The following is a 20250-nucleotide window of genomic DNA, read 5'->3' as shown; positions in this document are numbered from 1 at the left end:
GGAATGGCCGGCTGGTTGGCGATTAAAAGTCGCGATTGTACTGCATCAGGCGCGGGATTTATCCACAGCCGGTCAGTGCGCAGTGGGCGATTGTTGCCGAACAGCGGTAGAATCCCCGCTCTTTACTTATCCACAAGTGGCCGAGCTGTGCTTATCGAGTCCCGACGTCGCGCTTACTTGACCGCCATGCAGGTGGTCAACTGGCTGCCCCGCACCGAACTGCCGTTTGCCGCACCATCGCGGCCCGAGTTGTTGCAGGCGCTTGAGCCTTATGAGGCGTTCGAGTCGTCGGGGGAAGAAGCGGCCGCGCCCTTGGCGGTGGTCAAGCCCACCCCTGAGACGCGCCCGGTGGTCGAACGGGCCAAGATCGAAGTGCCGCGCCCTGCGCCGGTGACCAAAGCTGCCAAGGTGGTGGAGGAGGCTGCGCCGGTGGCCAAGGCGCCGGTCGTGCCGCCGCCACGCTTTGCCCTGCAATTGCTGCGGGCCGGGCGTTGCCTGTTGCTGGTGGAACTGCCGACCGGCGAACGTTTCCAGTCCCGCGACCCGGCCTACCTGTTGCTCAAGGACATGCTGCGCGCCGCCGGCCTGCCCGACAGCCCGCAAATCGTCGGTGAGCCGGTGCGCTGGCCGCTGCTGGTGCGCGGCACCATGGACCAGGGCCCCGAGGCCGCACGAGATTTCGTCCAGGGGTTTGTCTCGGCACGCCTGGAAGACGAGCCTTGCGTGTGCCTGTGGCTGATCGGCCTGCCCGCTGTGCGGTTTGCCGGTGAAGCCAACGCCGAGGCCTGGTACCGCGAGCTGCAGGTTGAAGGCCTGGGGTCGGTGTGGGCCCTGCCGGGCCTGGAATTATTAATGGAAGAGCCACAGCGTAAGGCTGATGTCTGGCAAGCCATGCGCCGGCTGATGGCGCGCTGGAAAACAACTGATGAGTGAGGCTTTATCCTTTCGCCCGATGACCGAGGCTGACCTCGACGCCGTGCTGAAAATCGAATACGCGGCGTTCAGCCACCCCTGGACCCGCGGAATTTTTCTCGACGGGCTGGGCAAGTACCAGATCTGGCTGATGTTCGAAGGCGAGCAGCAAGTGGGGCACGGGGTGGTGCAGATCATCCTCGATGAAGCGCACTTGCTGAATATTACCGTGAAGCCGGAAAACCAGGGCCGTGGCCTGGGCCTGGCGCTGCTGGAGCATTTGATGTCGCGCGCCTATGCCGCCAATGCGCGAGAATGCTTCCTCGAAGTGCGGGACAGCAATACCGGCGCGTTTCGCCTGTATGAGCGTTATGGTTTCAACGAGATCGGCCGTCGCCGGGATTACTACCCGGCGGTGGGTGGCCGCGAAGATGCAGTCGTGATGGCCTGCACCCTCGTCGACTGAACAACCGTGAGCTGTAGGAGCGAGCTTGCTCGCGAAAAACGTCAACGATAACGCGTGCTTCCTGGATGACCGCGGCGCCGGTGGGTTTTTCGCGAGCAAGCTCGCTCCTACACCTACATAGGGTGATGATCGATCAGCGCTTGCGGTTCAGCGGGTCCAGATCAGCCAGTTCCGCCTCATCCAACCCATTCCCGCCACCAATGTCATTTTCTCCCACGACGCTCAAGTCATAGTCGGCGGCATTGTCTTCGCCTTCCTCCTGCGCATCCCTGGCGCCATCCTCACGGATCAACGTTTCCGGGCTCATATCGTCATCGGTGGATTCATGATCATCCGTCGAAGCGCCGGTCAGCCCGGCTTCGCGCACCCGTTCGTCGGGCATCAGATGGTCGCGCTCACGGCGCGGCAACTCGTCGCCGATTTCCGCAGTCTGGTCCTGCTCGTCAAAATCCAGCTCGCGCATCTCACCCATGCGATCTTCGTTGTCATCGATCGGTTCCGGCTGTGTTGCGCCGTAGGGACGTCGTGATTCAGTCATGGCCAATCCTCATACTGTGGGGCTTATAGTGTGTGGACAGGCATGGCAGCCAAAAAATTCAAGCTAATTAGCGCCTGGCGTGACCCGGACGAGGGCTTGTCAGTCACAAACCTGCGCATCATTCCTGAGGCTTCCCCGATGAACGAACTACAAGACCTGCTTGATAACAACGAACGCTGGGCGGACGCGATCAAACAGGAAGATCCCGAATTCTTCGCCAAGCTCGCCCGCCAGCAGACCCCGGAATACCTGTGGATCGGCTGTTCCGATGCCCGTGTACCGGCCAACGAGATCGTCGGCATGTTGCCTGGTGACCTGTTCGTGCACCGCAACGTCGCCAACGTGGTGCTGCACACTGACCTCAACTGCCTGTCGGTGATCCAGTACGCGGTGGACGTGCTCAAGGTCAAACACATCCTCGTCACTGGCCACTACGGCTGTGGTGGCGTGCGTGCGTCGATGCAGGACCGTCAGTTCGGCTTGATCGATGGCTGGCTGCGCACCATTCGCGACCTTTACTACGAAAACCGCGATGTGCTGGCCCAGTTGCCGACCGAAGAAGAGCGCGTGGACCGCATGTGCGAACTCAACGTGATCCAGCAGGTGGCCAACGTCGGCCACACCAGCATTGTGCAAAATGCCTGGCATCGTGGGCAGAGCCTGTCGATCCATGGCTGCATCTATGGCATCAAGGACGGTCGCTGGAAGAGTTTGAACACCACCATCAGTGGCTTCGAGCAACTGCCGCCGCAATACCGCCTGCGTCCGTTGGGCGAAGCCTAGAGCCGTTTGTTTTCGTGCCACCAGGCCTGGCCTTGGGCGTTCAACGGCTCTTTGCTGCCGGTGATCCAACCCCGGCAGTTCAGCTCGCCGCAATGGCAAGCGAACTGCCGGTACAGCGCGTCTTCGGTTATGGCGTAATCCAGGGTCAGCAGGCTGCCTGCGGCAATGGTGTTCAGGGTCCATAGTTCCATGTACGTGGTGTCCAGGAGCACGTTCGGCTTGCAGGAGTGCCGTATCAGGCCGCAGAACCAGCTATCGTACAAGTGGATACGCGACGATAGTTGCAGCGTATGCGAGCGGCGCTCGCTGACTGCGTAGCCTGAAACCAGGGCGATGCGTACTCGACTGTCAAAGTCGATGCGCGCCTTGATTCCACCCCTCTTGCCATTAGGGTATCGCACGACCTTGAATTGTGCGGTCGAGGGGTAACCCTGTTCCACCTGCAGCGTCTCAAAGGGATAGAGGCCGTCATTCACAGCCGCTTTAGCCTTATCCATGGCTCGAGTTTTCATCACTCTCCTGAACGGGGCTGCATGGACCTGCGGACCTGGCGGCCAGTCTTGCAGCAAATGGGCGCGGCCCAAGATTCGCCGAAGTGGGATCCGATTTCTACTGTCAAAGTTGACAGTAGAAACGGTTTATTCACCTTAAAGCGCAGGGGCCGTGACGGTGGGGGCGGGGGCGGCATTTCTCAGCTGTTTCAACTGCGCCTTGATGGGCGCTGTGGCGCACTTGGCGTTGGCCTGCTCGGGTGTCAGGTGGCGCACCGAGGTGTAGAACAACTCACACGTCTGCTCCTTGCGCGTGACCTGCCACGTGTTCTGGCAGGCCTTGAGCAATACATTTGCATCGCTGGCGGGCTTCTGGCCCATGCCGGCTTGCCAGCAGGCGGCGCTCAAGTCCTGGCCCATCACTTTCAAGCCGGCGTCGTCGGCTTTTTGCTCGTCACCGTCATAGCTGTCGGGGCTGGCGGCATACCAAATGTAGCTGGGGTGGTTGGCGCCCAATACCGAGACGGTTTTGCCAGGCTCCGGGCTGATCTGCGCCAGGCTCAGCACGCCCACGGTTTGCCCGTATTGTTGCTGGATCCAGCTACGCACCGGCGCGCCGAAGGCCACCATCGGCAACGCGCCGCCAGGGCGCAGGCTCAGTTCCTTGACCATGCGGGTCTGGTAGTCGGTGAAATACCCGTAGACGGTTTCCAGGTCTTTGCCGGCATTGGACGGTGCAGCGATGGGCGCGATATCGATGATGGTCTGGTACGCCGGCGTTTCTGTGGCCGGTACGCCATTTTCGCTTAACAAGGTGGCCCAGCGGTCGGTGGTGGCTGATTCCAGGTAATCCTGGGCCTGGGTCAGCGAGTAATCCGGAGGGAAGTGCAACAGCTCAATGCTTTTGCGGTTTTCCAAGGCCATGCCTAACGGCAGGAACAGGTACCAGTTGTAGGCCCATTTGCCATCGCTGTTGAGCTGGCGCGCACCTTGGTAAGCCAGGTCGGCGGTATTGAGCAGCGTGGTCAGTGGCTGGCCGTAACCGTCTGGCACGCCGCTGAAGGTCGCCATGACCTGACCGCCGTGGGTCTTCACACTGACCTTGGCCCGGCTGTAACCGTCACGCTGCAGGCTCTGGTTCAAATAGTGTTCGGCGGTCTGCTCCAATGACCATGGCCGAAAGCAGATCACGTTGCAGTTATTGGGGTACGCGAACAACTGGGTGACGCGCTGCGTGCTGCCCAGTGGCACCTCGATGTCGGCCTGTACGACCGCACTCGCCAGTAGTGCGGCGAAGGTGAAGGACAGCCTGGTCGGTTTAAACATAGTCAATTCCTTGTCAGCGAAGCCCGTCTGCGCGGGATGGAAGCCCACCTGCACACAGTAGCGGCTGACCAGGAAAATCGCGTGTTAAATCGCCCGGCATGTCGTTATTGGATAAGCCCCTACAGGCTGAACTGCAGAGCATTGCTCAGATCGCCCATGGGCTTCTGGCCGCGCGCGATCATCGCGTCATCACGCTGCTTGAGGCCGTCCAGGGTCTCCAATTGGAACACCCGGGTGATCAAACGCAGGATCGATGCCGTGTCGTACACCGTATGGTCCACCGTGCCTTTGCGGGCAAACGGCGACACCACCAGCGCCGGAACCCGCGAGCCTGGGCCCCAGCGGTCACCCTGGGGCGGCGCCACGTGGTCCCACCAGCCGCCGTTTTCATCCACGGTCACCACCACCACCATGTTTTTCCACTGCGGGCTTTCTTGCAGCACCTTCAAGGCGCGGGCGATATGGCGGTCGCCCGAGGCCACGTCGGCATAACCGGCGTGCATGTTCAGGTTGCCCTGGGGTTTGTAGAAGCTCACGGCGGGCAGCTTGCCGGTCTGGGCGTCGGCGAAGAACCGGTTGGTGCTCGACTCATCGCCCAAGCCACCGTCACGCAAGCGCTTGGCACGTTCTGCGGGGTTTTGCGGCCCTTGCTGTTTGAAGTAATTGAACGGCTGGTGGTGATACTGGAAATTCGGAATCTTGGGGATGCCGCCGGAGTCCTTGAACTGCTCCAGGGTGGCTTGCCACGCACCGGCGTACCAGGCCCAGTCGATGTTCTTCTTCGACAGCTTGTCGCCAATATGCTCGTGGGTTTGCGGCACCAGCACATTGGGCAGGTCGGGCTTGGAATAATCCGGGTTTTGCGGGTCGCGGATCCAGGTGGGCCAGTAGGGTGGGGCCAGGGTGTTTACGCCGTAACCATCGGGTGTCAGTGCGCTGGGGCCGAATTGTGGTGGGCCGGTCATGGCGCTGGCCGGTGACGTGTCCAAGGGCTTTAGGCGCGTGCCGCTGGGGTCATCGCTTTGCAGCGTGGCGATCTGCGCCTTGGCCACCGACTGCGCGGCATTGGGATAAAACGGCGCGGTGGCGCTGATCAGGTACTGGTGGTTAAGGAACGATCCACCAAACGCGCCCTGGAAGAAGTTATCGCACAGCACAAACTCCTTGGCCACGTCCCACAGGCGCAGGGCATAACGGCTTTGGGCGTAATGGCCCATCACCAGCCCACCGGAATCGCCCCAGGCGACAAAACCATCATTCTTGCCGCCGTTGATCTGCATCTGGTTCTGGTAGAACACGTGCCACAGGTCGCGGGTCACCAGGCTCAATGGCAGGTCTTCGCCCTGCGGGCCTTTGAGGGCGAACGGCGCGTTGGGCAGGTTTTGCTGGAATTGCACTTCGCTGGGGTAAGTCACCCCGTCCACCGTTTGTGGGCCGACCTGCAACACACCGCCCCAGCTCGGTGGCAGGGTAGGCAATACGCTGCCATCGCGGTCGCGCTGCAGGAAGTCCTTGGCGGTTAACGCCGACAGCGGTTTCTCCACCCCGGGGAAATCTGCGAAAAGATTATTGAAGCTGCGGTTCTCGGCGTAAATCACCACCACGGTTTTCACCTGCTCGCGCAGCGCCTTGTCCAATTCCTGGGGCGTGAGCGGCCGTGGTACTGGTGGGGTTGGTGCTTCGCTGGTATTGCCGCAGGCACTCAAGGTCGCACCCACCCCCAACACCGCCGCACCGCCGAGGAAGCGCCGACGGCTGGTGTCTACCGGCGTTTTGGGGGCGCAGTCGTGGGCAGGGTGGTCGTTGTGCTCGTCACTCATTGCGAGGAATCCTTGGCGAGATGTTGCAAGATATTTCGCAGGACGGTAGCAATGGAATGTGACGGAACAAAGACAGGCGTGTGATGGGCGGGGCGTGTCTACACAGCTCAAGCGCTGCTAGACTGCCCTTCTGATGCACATCACTGAGATGAGTCGTGAGACCTTCAACTGCACTTGATCTGCAACGAACGGCTGTACGAGAAGTGGTCGGACGTTTCCGTATTTCCAATCCCAGAGTATTTGGGTCGGTACTGATGGGGACTGACCAAGAAGGCAGTGATCTTGATTTGCTGGTAGACGCGCCGCCGGGCACAACGCTCTTTGATCTCGGTGGGTTGCAGGTCGAGCTTGAGGACTTGCTCGGCGTTAATGTCGACCTGCTTACGCCTGGCGACTTGCCTTTGAAGTTTCGCGATAAAGTGCTAGCGGAGGCCCGGCCAGTATGACGGAAAGTCGGCTAGGGGATTATCTGGAGCACATAAGGCAAGCTGCCACTGACGCGATCACTTTTGTAGAGGGCTTGAGCAAAGAAGAGTTTTTGGAAGACCGGCGAACACAACAAGCTGTGGTCATGAGCCTGATCATCATTGGTGAAGCGTCGACGAAAATCATGGATCAGCATCCGGACTTCGCGGTACGCCATTCACATATTCCTTGTACAGAGTGCATTACCTGATCTATTGGCACGCCTTCCTGTAAATCCTTGACCGCAACTGTTTACCAACAGTTGCGGTCACCCGTTATTCAGGGCATCACAGGCGGCAAATACTTCAGCGTCGTTCCCAACGCCCACAGCAGAAACAACACCAGCGGCGTATGCACCAGCAACTGCACGAACGAAAACCCGATCAAATCCCGTGCCTTCAGCCCCAGCACACCCAGCAACGGCAACATATAAAACGGGTTGATCAAGTTCGGCAGCGCCTCGGCGGCGTTGTAGATCTGCACCGCCCAGCCCAGGTGGTATTGCAGATCATTGGCCACTTGCATCACATACGGCGCTTCGATGATCCACTTGCCGCCACCTGAGGGGATGAAGAAGCCCAGCACTGCCGAGTAAACGCCCATCAGCAGGGCGTAGGTGTCGTGGGAGGCGATGGAGGTGAAGAACGTCGAGATATGGTGCGCCAGGGTCTGGCCGTCGCCGCCCTTGACCACCGTCATCAGTGCGGCAATCGAGCCGTACAGCGGGAACTGGATCAGCACGCCGGTGGTGGTCGGCACCGCTCGGGCCACGGCATCGAGGAAGCTGCGCGGGCGCCAGTGCAGCAGCGCGCCAACCATGATGAACAGGAAGTTATAGGTATTGAGCCCCGAGATGGCGCTGATCGCCGGCTTGGTCGAGAACTCATGGAACAGCCAGCCGGCCGCCAGCAACGCCAGCAGAATCGTCAGCAACGGGCTGTGTTCCAGCCATTCACCGGGGCGCGTCGGCGCCTGCGGCTTGGGCAGGTTGAAGGCCGGGTCAATGCCGCAGGCCTTGGCATCCCGGGCGCTGTTGGGGCCAGGCGCGGTGGCGTAGGCGATGATCAGCGACACTACGATCAGCGCCAGCAACAGCACGCCGGATTGCCACAAAAAAATAGTCTCGGTGAACGGGATCATGCCGGTGATCGACAGAATCGACGGCGGCAAGCTGGCCGGGTTGGCCTGCAACTGCGCGGCCGACGACGACAGCCCCAGCGCCCATACGGCCCCCAGGCCCAGGTACGCTGCAGCGCCAGCGGCACGGTAGTCCATGCGCAAGTCCGTGCGCCGGGCCAATGCCCGCACCAGCAAACCGCCGAACACCAGGGACAGGCCCCAGTTAAGCAACGACGCCACCATGGAAATCAACGCTACCCAGGCCACGGCCGAACGGCCATTCTTGGGAATGCGCGCCAGGCGGTCGATCAACTTCACTGCGGGTGGTGAGCTGGCGACCACGTAACCGCCGATCACCACAAAGGCCATCTGCATGGTGAACGGGATCAGGCTCCAGAACCCATCGCCAAATGCCTTGGCCGCTTCGGCCGGTGCGGCGCCCATGCCCAGGGTCGCGACGGCGACGATAATCACGGCGAGGGCGGCAAACACCCAGGAGTCAGGAAACCAGCGCTCGGCGAAGTTGGAGCAACGCAGGGCAAATCGGGCATAGCGGCTGTCTTCGATAGCATCGGCCACGAGTCTTTCCTCTTGTAGTTATTATGGGGTTTGGCAGTTTTACGGCATGTTCCTCTACGGCCATTGATTTGGGAATGTTGTTATCTTCAACGATCAATGAGGAAAACAAATATATCCGCCGCGATTGCCATCGATGGGCTCAGCTCATAACCTGCACGCCATTTTGTTTGTCTGCCGAGCCTGCACATGACTGCCACCTTTTCCCCACGGGCGCAGCGTTTTTCCCGCTCCGACTACAAAACCCTGGGCCTGGCCGCCCTCGGCGGCGCCCTGGAAATCTACGACTTCATTATCTTCGTGTTCTTTGCGCTGACCCTCAGCCAACTGTTCTTCCCGCCGGAAATGCCCGAGTGGCTGCGCCTGTTGCAAAGCTTCGGCATTTTCGTCACCGGCTACCTCGCCCGTCCATTGGGCGGCATCCTGATGGCGCACTTTGCCGACCACCTGGGACGCAAGCGCGTCTTCAGCCTGAGCATTCTCATGATGGCCTTGCCCTGCCTGCTGATCGGCGTCATGCCGACCTATGCGCAAATCGGCTATTTCGCCCCGCTGATCCTGCTGGCGCTGCGCGTGCTGCAAGGCGCAGCGGTGGGCGGCGAAGTGCCCAGCGCCTGGACCTTCGTCGCCGAGCACGCGCCACGTCACCATCGTGGCTATGCCTTGGGTTTTTTGCAGGCCGGCCTGACCTTTGGTTACCTGCTGGGGGCGCTGACCGCCACCTTGCTGGCGCAAGTCTTCAGCCCCGCCGAGATCCTCGACTACGCCTGGCGCTTCCCCTTCCTGCTCGGCGGCGTATTCGGCGTGATCGGCGTATGGCTGCGCCGCTGGCTCAGCGAGACCCCGGTATTCCTGGAGATGCAGGCGCGTCGCCAGGCCGCCGCCGAAATGCCCTTGCGCACCGTGCTGCGCGACCATCGCGCCGTGCTGCTGCCGGCGATGATCCTCACCTGCGTGCTGACGTCTGCCGTGGTGGTGCTGGTGGTCATCACCCCGACCATGATGCAGAAAACCTTCGGCATGAGCCCCAGCCACACCTTCGCTCTGAGTGCCCTGGGCATCGTCTTCCTGAATATCGGCTGCGTCCTCGCCGGCCTGCTGGTGGACCGCATCGGCGCGTGGCGCGCGGTATTGGTCTACAGCCTGTTGCTGCCGGTGGGCATTGCGCTGCTGTACGCCAGCCTGATCGCCGGCGGCGTGTGGCTCGGAGCAGCGTACGCCGTGGCGGGCCTGAGTTGCGGCGTGGTGGGCGCGGTGCCGTCGGTGATGGTCGGGCTGTTTCCGGCGCCGGTGCGGGTATCCGGCATTTCCTTCACCTACAACATTGCCTACGCACTCTGGGCAAGTACTACACCGTTGTTGTTGATCGCGCTGATGCCGACCAGCCCGTGGATCTGCGTGGGGTATTGCGTGGTGATGGGGGCGGTGGGGGTGGGAACCACGATCGTCTATCGTAATTTAGGCTACGCGAACTACTAATTTTTTTCTGAGTGTCAATACTCAACCTCTCCCTCCCATAGCCAGATTTCTGCTAATAGGAGGGGGAGATAGTTTTTAATCTTTTGCTTACGGAATTTTAGCTTGTTGCGGGCTCCAGATTGGTGTTGTTTCGGCCTGGAAAAATTCGATATCAAATCCGAAAAATTGATTTTTTGCTCTCATCATTGTCTGCTGATTTTCTTTGCTGTCAGCTTTTCCGTAGATACTAATGAAAATTTTCTCCACTTGAGCTTCCTTTATTTCTTCAAATATATGGCTGTCGTTGTCTGCTATAGAATGGCCATAGATAAAGAGTGTGCCGTTTAAGTTTCTAAGCTTCCGTAGGCAATAATTTAAGTAGGGGTTGTGCTCTATCCGTGCGCGTTTTTTTGCATGGGTCGGCTCCGCAACAAACAGGGGGAATTTCCCGTGCTCTAAGTTTTCTCTGACTTGATCAATTATGGGGACTCCATCTTCCGTACATTTATGTTTTTTTATACCGGATACAGTGTCATAAATGTGCAGTCCCCCATGAAGAAAATGGACCTCCTGGTTAGTGCCATGCCCTACCCAGGATGTTGGGTATCTGAAGCCGTCATCAGTGGAGTAGCGCTCTGGAGGTAGGTTGTTTTTATTTTTTGCCCAGTAAAGCAATAGGTCATAATTCAGTGTGAATATTTGGTTGAATGAACATAAAAACTTTCGTGCAGTGGTGTATTGTTCGTCAGAAATATTGCTGGGTAGTGGAGGGTGAGTGTGGGAGATGGCATTTATAAGTGCTGACTTCAGTACTTCTTGATCTCGCTTTACGGTTTCTATGAGTTGTGGGTTCGCTTCGTAAATTTCTAGTACAAGCTGCGTGGAAACCAGTCGCTTCATGACTTTTTCAAAGTCATAAGTGTTGAGTTGTTTAAAAAGTTCTTTAAGTTGAAGCTCTCGATCTCCGAAATTAGCAGCTTGAAGCAGGTACTTATAGTTGAAGATCTGGTGGTTCCACGCTTGAGAAAAACCGTTTGCGAGTAATACCGAGGGTTTTTGGCCCAAGGGGACTGATTGCATCGCGTCGTTGTAGGTGATCACCTTCACGCTCCCTGTGAGTAATATTTAAGACACAATAATTTGCATGATGACTATATGCCATTATTCGCTCGCTGAGGCAAGACGGTGTATTACGAGTGAGGTTAAAGACCCTTCTCCTGACGGTAAGCACGAGGACGGCAAGGTGCCCAGATCAACAACGCCACGCCTGATATAGCTTCCCCAACGCGCGCATGAACGATTTTGGTGCGCCCGAAGCTAACGACGCTCTGGCGCTCAGATGACAATTTTGCAAACCATGCCAGTGGAACTGGCCTATAGCTCTATGATCCGCCCCATCCCAACCCACGAGGACATTTCATGAGCGCAGGACACAGCCACGCCCAAGTACGCGCCGGCCACGAACGCAAGTTATGGATCGCCCTGGGGCTGACCGGCAGTTTCATGCTGGCCGAAGTCATCGGTGCCTTTGTCACCGGCAGCCTGGCGCTGTTGTCCGATGCGGCGCACATGATGACCGACGCCCTGGCCCTGGCGATTTCCCTGGTGGCGATCCAGGTCGCCAAGCGCCCGGCAGACCGCAAGCGCACCTTCGGTTATGCGCGCTTCGAGATCCTGGCGGCCGCCTTCAACGCATTACTGCTGTTCGCCGTGGCGTTCTACATCTTGTACGAGGCTTACCAGCGGCTGCAGGCGCCCGCCGAGATCCAGTCCACCGGCATGCTGGTGATTGCGCTGCTGGGGCTGGTGGTCAACCTGATCTCCATGCGTCTGCTCAGCGCCGCCAGCGGCGAGAGCCTCAACGTCAAGGGAGCCTATCTGGAAGTCTGGAGCGACATGCTGGGCTCCGTCGGCGTGATCATTGCCGCGCTGGTGATCATGTTCACTGGCTGGGGTTGGGTTGACTCCGTGGTCGCGGCCGCCATCGGCTTTTGGGTATTGCCGCGCACCTGGACGTTGCTCAAGGCGAGCATGAACATCCTGCTGCAAGGTGTGCCGGAGGGTGTGGACATCGAGCAGGTGGAGCAGGCCATCCGCAGCGTGCCGGGGGTCAGGGACGTGCACGACCTGCATATCTGGGCCCTCACCAGTGGCAAGAACGTGCTGAGTACGCACCTGGTCGCGGATGCGTCCCAGGGCACTGAGCAACAGATCCTCAGCCGAGTGACGGAGTTACTGCACGAACAGTTCGATATTTCCCACGCCACGATCCAGGTCGAGGGCGAGGGTTTTCAACATGACGATCACGACGAAGTGCATGCCTGAGCCTGGCTAACGGATTTGTAATCTTTCGCCCACGGCCCTGATAAGTACCGAAAGCTACATTGCCCCCGCTGGGAAACCTCAGCGACTTCATGGGCGTGGAACTCTCGTTATGGCAATTTTCGTTAGAACACTGTTGGGGGCGGCGGCACTAGTAGTGTGGATATCCGCAAACGCCGCCCAGGCACAACCCCTCACCCTCGATGCTGCCTTGCAAACCGCCTTCGCCAACAACCCGGACCTGGCGGCCGCACAATGGGAAATCGACATCGCCGAAGGCGGCCGCCAACAGGCCGGCTTGATCCCCAACCCGGTGGCCTCCTGGGACGCCGAAGACACCCGCCGCAACAGCCGCACTACCAACATCAAACTCAGCCAGACCCTGGAACTGGGCGGCAAGCGCGGTGCGCGCATCGAGGTGGCCACCCGCGCCCAGGATGCCGCCGCGCTGACCCTGGAGCAGCGTCGCAACCAGTTGCGTGCCGAGATCATCGACAGCTACTACGGCGCCCTGCGCGCCCAGGAACGCCTTGACCTGGCGCAACGCTCCATGACGCTTGCCGAGCGCGGCCTGGTGGTCGCCAACGGGCGCGTCACTGCTGGCAAGTCGTCACCCGTGGAAGCCACTCGTGCCCAGGTGCAGGTGTCACAAATCCGCCTGGAATTGAACCGCGCCCAGATTGGCCTCACTGACGCCTACCGTCGTCTGGCCACCAGCACCGGCAGCGCCGCCACCGACTTCCAGGTCGTCGCCACGCCAAGCACTTCCGTACCGGCGTTACCCGCCGCCGCGCCATTGTTGGCACGCCTTGAGCAGACCGCCGAATTGCGCCTGGCCGAACTCAACATTGTGCAGAACGAAGCCAGCGTGGGCCTGGAAAAAGCCCAGCGCATTCCGGACCTGGACGTGTCCATCGGCAGTCAATACGACGCCAGCGTGCGCGAACGGGTGAACCTGGTGGGCGTGTCGATGCCGATCCCGTTGTTCAACCGCAACCAGGGCAACATCCTCGCGGCCACCCGACGCGCCGACCAGGCCCGCGACCTGCGCAACGCCGCGGAGCTGCGCCTGCGCACCGAAACCCGCCAGGCCCTGGACCTGTGGCAGACCGCGAATACCGAAGTGCGCGCGTTCAACCAGCAGATCCTGCCCGCCGCACAAAGTGCGGTAGACAGCGCCACCCGTGGCTTCGAGATGGGCAAGTTCAACTTCCTCGACGTGCTCGACGCCCAGCGCACCTTGATCGCGGCCCGCACCCAATACCTTGCGGCCACCGCCCAGGCCACCGAGGCCTGGGTACGCATCGAACGCATTTACGGCGACCTCGCCCGCTTTTGATTTTTCCTGGAGTCTCCTGATGAACAAAAAACATGGCATGGCGCTCGCCGTCGCCCTGGGCCTGATGCTTTCCGGCTTCGCCCACGCCGAGGAAGAAGAAGGCAAGCTCGAACTCACCGAGCAGCAGATTCAAGCCGCCGGCATCCAGTTGGCCCAGGCGCAACCGCGTGCCATCAGCACCGTGCTGACGCTGCCGGGCGAAGTGCGTTTTGATGAAGACCGTACCTCCCATATCGTGCCCCGTGCGGCAGGCGTGGTGGAGGCGGTGAAGGTCAACCTGGGCCAGTCGGTGAAGAAGGGTGAGCTGTTGGCGGTGATCGCCAGCCAGCAGATTTCCGACCAGCGCAGCGAATTGGCGGCCAGTGAGCGCCGGGTCGAACTGGCGCGTACCACCTTCCAGCGCGAGCGTCAGTTGTGGCAGGACAAAATCTCTGCCGAACAGGATTACCTGCTGGCGCGGCAGACCCTGCAAGAAGCCGAAATCGCCCTGAACAATGCGCGGCAAAAGATGACCGCCCTCAGCGGCAGCGCCGTATTGGCCGGCGGCAATCGTTATGAACTGCGTGCGCCCTTCGCCGGTGTGGTGGTGGAAAAACACCTGGGGGTGGGCGAGGTGGTCAGTGAAACCAGCAATGCCTTCACCCTCTCGGACCTGTCACAGGTGTGGGTCACCTTCGGCGTATTTCCCAAGGACTTGAACAAGGTTCGCGTGGGCAAACCGGTGAAAGTCAGCTCGACGGAAATGGGCACCGAAGTGCTGGGCACCGTGGCCTATGTGGGCAACTTGCTCGGTGAGCAGACGCGCACCGCCACCGTGCGCGTAACGGTCCCCAACCCTGACGACGCCTGGCGCCCGGGCTTGTTCGTGGCCGTGCAAGTGGCCACCGATACCTACCAGGCCAAGGTCACCGTGCCGCAAACCGCTATCCAGACCGTCGAGGACAAACCCTCGGTGTTTGTGCGCACGGCGGACGGCTTTATCACCCGCCATCTTGAACTGGGCGTCAGTGAAAACGGCTACGTCGAAGTGCGTAAAGGCCTGGAGGCCGGCGCGCAGGTGGCGACGGCTGGCAGCTTCATCCTCAAGTCCGAACTGGGCAAAGGCTCGGCCGAACACGCCCATTGATCCTGCGAGTGATTCCCCATGTTTGAGCGCCTTATCCAATTCGCCATCGAGCAGCGCATCATCGTGTTGCTGGCGGTGCTGTTGATGGCCGGTGTCGGCATCGCCAGCTATCAGAAACTACCCATCGACGCGGTGCCTGACATCACCAACGTGCAGGTGCAGGTCAACTCGGCGGCGGCCGGGTTTTCGCCGCTGGAAACCGAGCAGCGCGTCACCTTTCCCATCGAAACCGCCATGGCCGGCCTGCCGGGCCTGCAGCAGACGCGTTCATTGTCGCGTTCCGGTTTGTCCCAGGTTACGGTGATTTTCAAGGACGGCACCGACCTGTTCTTTGCCCGCCAACTGGTCAACGAGCGTCTGCAACTGGCACGCGAGCAATTGCCCGACGGGATCGAAACTGCGATGGGGCCGATTTCCACTGGCCTGGGGGAAATTTTCCTGTGGACCGTCGAAGCCGAGGACGGTGTGCGCAAAGAGGACGGTACGCCTTACACCCCCACCGACCTGCGGGTGATCCAGGATTGGATCATCAAACCGCAGCTGCGCAACGTGCCAGGCGTGGCCGAGATCAATACCATCGGCGGCTTCGCCAAGGAATACCAGATTGCGCCAGACCCCAAGCGCCTGGCCGCTTACAACCTGACCCTCAACGATCTGGTCACGGCGCTGGAGCGCAACAACGCCAACGTTGGCGCCGGATACATCGAGCGCAGCGGCGAACAGTTGTTGATCCGCGCGCCGGGCCAGGTGGCGTCTATCGACGACATCGCCAACATTGTCATCACCACCTCGGACGGCACGCCGATCCGCGTGCGCAATGTGGCCCAGGTCGACATTGGCCGTGAGCTGCGTACCGGCGCCGCCACCGAAAATGGCCGTGAAGTGGTGCTGGGCACGGTGTTCATGTTGATCGGTGAGAACAGCCGCAGCGTGTCCCAGGCGGTGGCGAAAAAGCTTGAGGAGATCAACCGCTCGCTGCCCGAAGGTGTGGTGGCCGTCACCGTCTACGACCGCACCAACCTGGTGGAAAAAGCCATCGCCACGGTGAAGAAAAACCTCTTCGAAGGTGCGTTGCTGGTGGTGGCGGTGTTGTTCCTGTTCTTGGGTAATATCCGTGCAGCGCTGATCACGGCGATGGTGATTCCGCTGGCGATGCTGTTCACCTTCACCGGCATGTTCACCAACAAAGTCAGCGCCAACCTGATGAGCCTGGGCGCGCTGGACTTCGGCATTATCGTTGACGGTGCGGTGGTGATCGTCGAGAACGCCATCCGCCGTCTGGCTCATGCTCAACACCGTCATGGCCGGTTGCTGACCCGCAGTGAACGCCTGCACGAAGTGTTCGCCGCGGCCAAGGAGGCGCGACGTGCGCTGATCTTCGGGCAGTTGATCATCATGGTGGTGTACCTGCCGATCTTCGCTCTCACGGGCGTGGCCGGGAAGATGTTCCACCCCATGGCCTTCACGGTGGTGATTGCCTTGCTCGGCGCGATGATTCTGTCGGTGACCTTCGTACCGGCGGCGATTGCGTTGTTCGTCACCGGCAAGGTCAAGGAAGAAGAAAACATTGTGATGCGCAGTGCGCGCCGGGTGTATGACCCGGTGCTCAACTGGGTGATGGTGCGTCGGCCCTTGGTGTTCGGCCTGGCCGCACTCACCATCGTCGTCTCGGGCCTGGTTGCCAGCCGCATGGGCAGTGAATTTATCCCCAGCCTCAGCGAAGGCGACTTTGCCCAACAGGCGCTGCGTGTGCCTGGCACCAGCCTGACCCAATCAGTGCAGATGCAGCAGCAACTGGAAAAAACCTTACTGGCCCAAGTGCCGGAAATCGAGCGGGTGTTTGCGCGCACCGGTACGGCGGAAATCGCCTCCGACCCGATGCCGCCGAATATTTCCGACAGCTACGTGATGCTCAAACCCAAGGACCAATGGCCGAACCCGAAGAAGTCCCGCGAGGCAATCATCGCTGACATCCAACGGGCCAGCGCGATTGTGCCGGGCAGCGTGTATGAGCTGTCGCAGCCGATCCAGTTGCGTTTCAACGAGCTGATTTCCGGAGTGCGCAGCGATGTGGCGGTGAAGGTGTTCGGCGATGATATGGCGGTGCTCAACCAGACTGCCGGGGAAATCGCCGAGTCCTTGCAGAAGCTCAACGGCGCCTCGGAAGTGAAGGTGGAACAGACCTCCGGCCTGCCGGTGCTGACCATCAATATCGACCGCGACAAGGCCGCTCGCTTTGGCCTGAATGTGGGTGATGTGCAGGACACCATCGCCGTCGCGGTCGGTGGGCGCCAGGTCGGTACGCTGTACGAGGGTGATCGGCGTTTTGACATGGTGGTGCGCTTGTCCGATACGTTGCGCACCGATATCGACGGCTTGTCACGCCTGTTGATCCCGGTGCCAGCGCTGGCGAGTAGTACCTCGGGGCAGTTGGGCTTTATCGCCTTGTCCCAGGTTGCCAGCCTCGACCTGGTGCTGGGCCCCAACCAGATCAGCCGCGAGAACGGCAAGCGCCTGGTGATCGTCAGCGCCAACGTGCGCGGGCGCGATATCGGCTCGTTTGTCGAGGAGGCCGAAGCCGCCATCACCACCCAGGTGAAAGTCCCTGCCGGTTACTGGACCACCTGGGGCGGCCAGTTCGAACAGTTGAAGGAGGCTTCTGAACGCTTGCGCATCGTGGTGCCGGTGGCGTTGCTGTTGGTGTTCGGGTTGCTGTTCATGATGTTCAACAACCTCAAGGACGGCCTGCTGGTGTTTACCGGCATCCCATTCGCGCTCACCGGCGGGATCATGGCCTTGTGGCTGCGTGATATTCCGCTGTCGATTTCGGCGGGTGTGGGCTTTATCGCCTTGTCGGGCGTGGCGGTGCTTAATGGCCTGGTGATGATCGCCTTCATCCGAAACCTGCGCGAGGAAGGTCGCTCATTATCGGTGGCGATCCACGAAGGCGCGTTGACCCGTCTGCGCCCGGTGCTGATGACCGCGCTGGTGGCGTCCCTCGGGTTTATCCCCATGGCACTCGCCACCGGCACCGGCGCCGAAGTGCAGCGCCCATTGGCGACCGTGGTGATTGGCGGGATTATTTCTTCGACCTTGCTGACCTTGCTGGTGCTGCCGGCGTTGTACCAATGGGCTCATCGCCGCGATGAAGAGACCGCCTGACAACCGTGAAAACGCCGCAACCCCCTGGGGGAGCGGGCTTGCTCGCGAATGCGCCGGGTCAGTCGATACCTGTACTGACTGATACACCGCCTTCGCGGGCAAGCCCGCTCCCACAGGGGGCCAACGGTGCTTCCAGAGCCTGGGGAAACACCAGGCTGAACCGCGTAAAACGCCCAGGCTGGCTGGTGACATGAGCATGCCCCTGATGCAAATGCATGATCGATTTCACGATGGCCAGCCCCAGCCCGGTGCCGCCCTCGGCACGGGTACGGCTGCTGTCGGCGCGGTAGAAACGTTCGAACAGGTGCGGCAGGTGGTGCGCTTCAATGCCTCGCCCCGGGTTGCCCACCGACAGCGATACGCTCTGCTCGTAGGTCTCCACCAACAGCAACACGGTAGAGGCCTCGGGTGTGTGGCGAATGGCATTGGAGAGCAAGTTGGAAATCGCCCGCTGGATCATCAGTCGGTCGCCGGTCACCCAGGCATCGCCGCGCAGGCTCAGGGTGACGCCTTTATCTTCGGCACTCATGGCAAACAACTCCATTACCCGCTGGGCTTCCTGCGCCAGGGACACCTCGGTGAATGAGGCCCGCGCCGCCGGGTGGCTGACCTGCGCCAGAAACAGCATGTCGCTGACAATCCGCGCCAGGCGCTCGAGCTCTTCGGTGTTGGATTCCAGCACCGCCTTGTATTCCTGCGGCGGGCGCTGGCGCGACAGGGTCAACTGGGCCTTGCCCATCAGGTTGGTCAAGGGCGCGCGCAGTTCGTGGGCCAGGTCATCGGAGAATTGCGAGAGTTGCTGCACCCCGGCATCCAGGCGGTCAAGCATCACGTTGATGCCGTGGGCCAGTTCACCCAGTTCGTGGGGCAGGTTGTCCACAGACAAGCGATGGGTGAGGTCTTGGGTGGTGACTTTCGCCGCCACCTGGCTGAACTGCTTCAACGGCGCCAGGCCCCGTTGCACCAGCCACCAGGCGCCCATGCCAATCAGTATCAGCAGTAGCGGCAGGGCAATGAGCGTGGCGCGCAGGTAGGCACTGAGCAATGCCTGGTCGTCCATGCGGTCCAGGGACAGCAGCACCCGCACACGTTCACCGTTGGCCAGGCGCATCAAGCTGGAGGCACTGAGTACCTGGTTGCCGTAGCTGTCGACCCAATTGAGGTAGCCCAGGGTTTCCCGTGGCTTGAAGTCGGTGAGCAGTGGCTCCTGGGGCTTGCTGCCGACGTTCAGCAGCACGCTGTTATCGGGCGCGGTGCCGACGATGGTCAGGTGGAAGTTGTCATGGCCGATCACCAGGTCCATCAGCGAGTGCGGGCGGGCGCGGATGGCATGGGCGTCCAGGCCCAGGGCCAGGCTGTGCTGGATCTGTTCCATCTTGCTTTCCAGGTTTTTTCGCGCGAGTTTTTCCAGCTCATGGGTGAGGGCCAAGTAGGCCAGGGTCGCCAGCAGCAACACCAGGCCCGCGCCCATCAGGCTGACCGTCAGGCCCAGGCGCATCGACAGGCTGCCGGTCTTCATGGGCGCGCTTCCAGCACGTAGCCTACGCCGCGAATAGTGTGGATCAGCTTGACCTCGCTCTGGTCATCCACCTTGGCGCGCAGGCGGCTGATGGAGACTTCGACCACGTTGGTGTCGCAGTCGAAATTCATGTCCCAGACCAAGGAAATAATCTGTGTGCGGGTCAGCACTTCGCCGGCCTGGCGCATGAGCACTTGCAACAGCGCGAACTCCTTGGTGGTCAGGTCGATGCGCCGGGTGCCGCGATAAGCGCGGTGGCGGCGCGGGTCCAGTTCCAGGTCCGAGACGCGGAACACTTCCGGCTGTGGAATGTGCTCGCTGCGACGCATCAAGGTGCGCACGCGGGCCAGCAGTTCGGGAAACTCGAACGGCTTGACCAGATAATCGTCGGCGCCCATGTCCAGGCCCTTGATCTTGTCAGCCAGCCGGCCACGGGCGGTGAGCATCATCACGCGCTGGGTGCCGTTGCGGCGCAGTTCTTCCAGTACTTGCCAGCCATCCTTGCCCGGCAGGTTCACGTCCAGAATCACCAGTTCATAGGCGTGTTGCCCGGCCAGGTGCAGGCCGTCGATACCATTGGCGGCGCAGTCGACCACGTAGCCACTTTCGTTCAGGCCCTGTTGCAGGTAGTCGGCGGTTTTCTGCTCGTCTTCAACCACAAGAATACGCATGGGGGTTACCTCTTGAATTAGGGGGAGAGAAGGCGCCCATGTCCCTATGGCGGCGGTTTCGGAAGTGGGAAAAGTCTGAAGGCTGAAGTAACTCTAGGGTCAACTGCGACCGTCGGTCGCACCGCACCGCAGGCAAAAAAAACGCCCCAAGCGGGGC

Annotated in this window: 18 protein-coding genes; 10 read left to right on the top strand and 8 right to left on the bottom strand. The window is 60.6% G+C overall.

What is annotated here, in order from left to right:
* Positions 1 to 186: 186 nt before the first annotated feature.
* Together AC07S6_RS21275 and rimI are read left to right on the top strand one after the other, a co-directional pair.
* On the top strand, positions 187 to 933 hold the full coding sequence (locus AC07S6_RS21275; RefSeq protein WP_495112975.1) for an energy transducer TonB: 747 nt from the start codon (positions 187 to 189) through the stop codon (positions 931 to 933).
* Positions 926 to 1378: a ribosomal protein S18-alanine N-acetyltransferase gene (rimI, locus tag AC07S6_RS21270; RefSeq protein ID WP_003188286.1), complete on the top strand. Its 453-nt coding sequence runs from the start codon at positions 926 to 928 to the stop codon at positions 1376 to 1378. The genes AC07S6_RS21275 and rimI overlap by 8 nt, the downstream gene beginning before the upstream one ends.
* A 133-nt stretch (positions 1379 to 1511) precedes the next feature.
* Here the strand turns inward: rimI and AC07S6_RS21265 are convergent, their stop codons facing one another.
* Positions 1512 to 1916, bottom strand: a complete 405-nt coding sequence (locus tag AC07S6_RS21265) for a serine kinase/phosphatase (RefSeq protein ID WP_096144133.1) — start codon at positions 1914 to 1916, stop codon at positions 1512 to 1514.
* Positions 1917 to 2054: 138 nt separating this feature from the next.
* Between AC07S6_RS21265 and can the strand changes: the two genes are divergently transcribed.
* The gene (gene can, locus AC07S6_RS21260) at positions 2055 to 2699 is read left to right on the top strand and encodes a carbonate dehydratase (protein WP_003188288.1); all 645 of its coding nucleotides are present in this window, start codon (positions 2055 to 2057) and stop codon (positions 2697 to 2699) included.
* Here can and AC07S6_RS21255 read toward each other — a convergent pair.
* From AC07S6_RS21255 to AC07S6_RS21245, 3 genes are all read right to left on the bottom strand, one after another.
* Entirely contained in the window at positions 2696 to 3211 is a 516-nt protein-coding gene (locus AC07S6_RS21255) for an SET domain-containing protein (RefSeq protein ID WP_495112971.1), read from the bottom strand. The genes can and AC07S6_RS21255 overlap by 4 nt on opposite strands.
* A 135-nt stretch (positions 3212 to 3346) precedes the next feature.
* Positions 3347 to 4516 carry a hypothetical protein gene (locus tag AC07S6_RS21250; RefSeq protein WP_495112970.1) on the bottom strand — a complete coding sequence of 390 codons (1170 nt, stop codon included), beginning with the start codon at positions 4514 to 4516 and terminating at the stop codon, positions 3347 to 3349.
* A gap of 119 nt (positions 4517 to 4635) precedes the next feature.
* Positions 4636 to 6336 (bottom strand): acid phosphatase, encoded by a 1701-nt coding sequence (locus AC07S6_RS21245; protein WP_495112969.1) that lies wholly within the window; start codon positions 6334 to 6336, stop codon positions 4636 to 4638.
* A 155-nt stretch (positions 6337 to 6491) separates the two neighbouring features.
* Here AC07S6_RS21245 and AC07S6_RS21240 point away from each other — a divergent pair, with 155 nt between their 5' ends.
* Positions 6492 to 6782 carry a nucleotidyltransferase family protein gene (locus AC07S6_RS21240; protein ID WP_032893707.1) on the top strand — a complete coding sequence of 97 codons (291 nt, stop codon included), beginning with the start codon at positions 6492 to 6494 and terminating at the stop codon, positions 6780 to 6782.
* The gene (locus tag AC07S6_RS21235) at positions 6779 to 7012 is read left to right on the top strand and encodes a HepT-like ribonuclease domain-containing protein (protein ID WP_495112968.1); all 234 of its coding nucleotides are present in this window, start codon (positions 6779 to 6781) and stop codon (positions 7010 to 7012) included. The genes AC07S6_RS21240 and AC07S6_RS21235 overlap by 4 nt, the downstream gene beginning before the upstream one ends.
* A 68-nt stretch (positions 7013 to 7080) precedes the next feature.
* Here AC07S6_RS21235 and AC07S6_RS21230 read toward each other — a convergent pair whose 3' ends face one another.
* Positions 7081 to 8499, bottom strand: coding sequence for a short-chain fatty acid transporter (locus tag AC07S6_RS21230; RefSeq protein ID WP_003188294.1), 1419 nt, complete (start codon positions 8497 to 8499; stop codon positions 7081 to 7083).
* 186 nt (positions 8500 to 8685) lie between these two features.
* Between AC07S6_RS21230 and AC07S6_RS21225 the strand changes: the two genes are divergently transcribed.
* Complete coding sequence (locus tag AC07S6_RS21225) at positions 8686 to 9975, top strand: MFS transporter (RefSeq protein ID WP_495112967.1); 1290 nt, start codon at positions 8686 to 8688, stop codon at positions 9973 to 9975.
* 87 nt (positions 9976 to 10062) lie between these two features.
* Here the strand turns inward: AC07S6_RS21225 and AC07S6_RS21220 are convergent, their stop codons facing one another.
* Positions 10063 to 11055 (bottom strand): DUF4917 family protein, encoded by a 993-nt coding sequence (locus tag AC07S6_RS21220; RefSeq protein WP_212613819.1) that lies wholly within the window; start codon positions 11053 to 11055, stop codon positions 10063 to 10065.
* 318 nt (positions 11056 to 11373) lie between these two features.
* Between AC07S6_RS21220 and AC07S6_RS21215 the strand changes: the two genes are divergently transcribed.
* From AC07S6_RS21215 to AC07S6_RS21200, 4 genes are all read left to right on the top strand, one after another.
* Positions 11374 to 12279: a cation diffusion facilitator family transporter gene (locus tag AC07S6_RS21215; RefSeq protein ID WP_014716792.1), complete on the top strand. Its 906-nt coding sequence runs from the start codon at positions 11374 to 11376 to the stop codon at positions 12277 to 12279.
* Positions 12280 to 12388: 109 nt separating this feature from the next.
* The gene (locus AC07S6_RS21210; RefSeq protein ID WP_495112966.1) at positions 12389 to 13615 is read left to right on the top strand and encodes a TolC family protein; all 1227 of its coding nucleotides are present in this window, start codon (positions 12389 to 12391) and stop codon (positions 13613 to 13615) included.
* A gap of 19 nt (positions 13616 to 13634) precedes the next feature.
* Positions 13635 to 14741 (top strand): efflux RND transporter periplasmic adaptor subunit, encoded by a 1107-nt coding sequence (locus AC07S6_RS21205; protein ID WP_098949645.1) that lies wholly within the window; start codon positions 13635 to 13637, stop codon positions 14739 to 14741.
* Between the two features lie 18 nt (positions 14742 to 14759).
* Positions 14760 to 17903, top strand: coding sequence for a CusA/CzcA family heavy metal efflux RND transporter (locus AC07S6_RS21200; RefSeq protein ID WP_495112965.1), 3144 nt, complete (start codon positions 14760 to 14762; stop codon positions 17901 to 17903).
* Between the two features lie 58 nt (positions 17904 to 17961).
* Here the strand turns inward: AC07S6_RS21200 and AC07S6_RS21195 are convergent, their stop codons facing one another.
* Positions 17962 to 19422 carry a heavy metal sensor histidine kinase gene (locus AC07S6_RS21195; RefSeq protein ID WP_495112964.1) on the bottom strand — a complete coding sequence of 487 codons (1461 nt, stop codon included), beginning with the start codon at positions 19420 to 19422 and terminating at the stop codon, positions 17962 to 17964.
* The gene (locus AC07S6_RS21190) at positions 19419 to 20093 is read right to left on the bottom strand and encodes a heavy metal response regulator transcription factor (protein WP_032893695.1); all 675 of its coding nucleotides are present in this window, start codon (positions 20091 to 20093) and stop codon (positions 19419 to 19421) included. Before AC07S6_RS21190 ends, AC07S6_RS21195 begins: the two co-directional genes overlap by 4 nt.
* Positions 20094 to 20250: the final 157 nt, after the last annotated feature.

Source organism: Pseudomonas sp. GW821-FHT07B01 (assembly GCF_059419065.1).
This window is presented reverse-complemented; position numbering and strand designations above follow the sequence as displayed.

Bases quoted from the DNA above. Each gene is read 5' to 3' on its own strand.
- AC07S6_RS21190 (WP_032893695.1), bottom strand. From the start codon at position 20,093: ATGCGTATTCTTGTGGTTGAAGACGAGCAGAAAACCGCCGACTACCTG.
- AC07S6_RS21265 (WP_096144133.1), bottom strand. From the start codon at position 1,916: ATGACTGAATCACGACGTCCCTACGGCGCAACACAGCCGGAACCGATC.
- AC07S6_RS21225 (WP_495112967.1), top strand. From the start codon at position 8,686: ATGACTGCCACCTTTTCCCCACGGGCGCAGCGTTTTTCCCGCTCCGAC.
- AC07S6_RS21210 (WP_495112966.1), top strand. From the start codon at position 12,389: ATGGCAATTTTCGTTAGAACACTGTTGGGGGCGGCGGCACTAGTAGTG.
- can (WP_003188288.1), top strand. From the start codon at position 2,055: ATGAACGAACTACAAGACCTGCTTGATAACAACGAACGCTGGGCGGAC.
- AC07S6_RS21275 (WP_495112975.1), top strand. From the start codon at position 187: ATGCAGGTGGTCAACTGGCTGCCCCGCACCGAACTGCCGTTTGCCGCA.
- AC07S6_RS21245 (WP_495112969.1), bottom strand. From the start codon at position 6,336: ATGAGTGACGAGCACAACGACCACCCTGCCCACGACTGCGCCCCCAAA.
- AC07S6_RS21215 (WP_014716792.1), top strand. From the start codon at position 11,374: ATGAGCGCAGGACACAGCCACGCCCAAGTACGCGCCGGCCACGAACGC.
- AC07S6_RS21255 (WP_495112971.1), bottom strand. From the start codon at position 3,211: ATGAAAACTCGAGCCATGGATAAGGCTAAAGCGGCTGTGAATGACGGC.
- rimI (WP_003188286.1), top strand. From the start codon at position 926: ATGAGTGAGGCTTTATCCTTTCGCCCGATGACCGAGGCTGACCTCGAC.
- AC07S6_RS21235 (WP_495112968.1), top strand. From the start codon at position 6,779: ATGACGGAAAGTCGGCTAGGGGATTATCTGGAGCACATAAGGCAAGCT.
- AC07S6_RS21250 (WP_495112970.1), bottom strand. From the start codon at position 4,516: ATGTTTAAACCGACCAGGCTGTCCTTCACCTTCGCCGCACTACTGGCG.
- AC07S6_RS21200 (WP_495112965.1), top strand. From the start codon at position 14,760: ATGTTTGAGCGCCTTATCCAATTCGCCATCGAGCAGCGCATCATCGTG.
- AC07S6_RS21205 (WP_098949645.1), top strand. From the start codon at position 13,635: ATGAACAAAAAACATGGCATGGCGCTCGCCGTCGCCCTGGGCCTGATG.
- AC07S6_RS21195 (WP_495112964.1), bottom strand. From the start codon at position 19,422: ATGAAGACCGGCAGCCTGTCGATGCGCCTGGGCCTGACGGTCAGCCTG.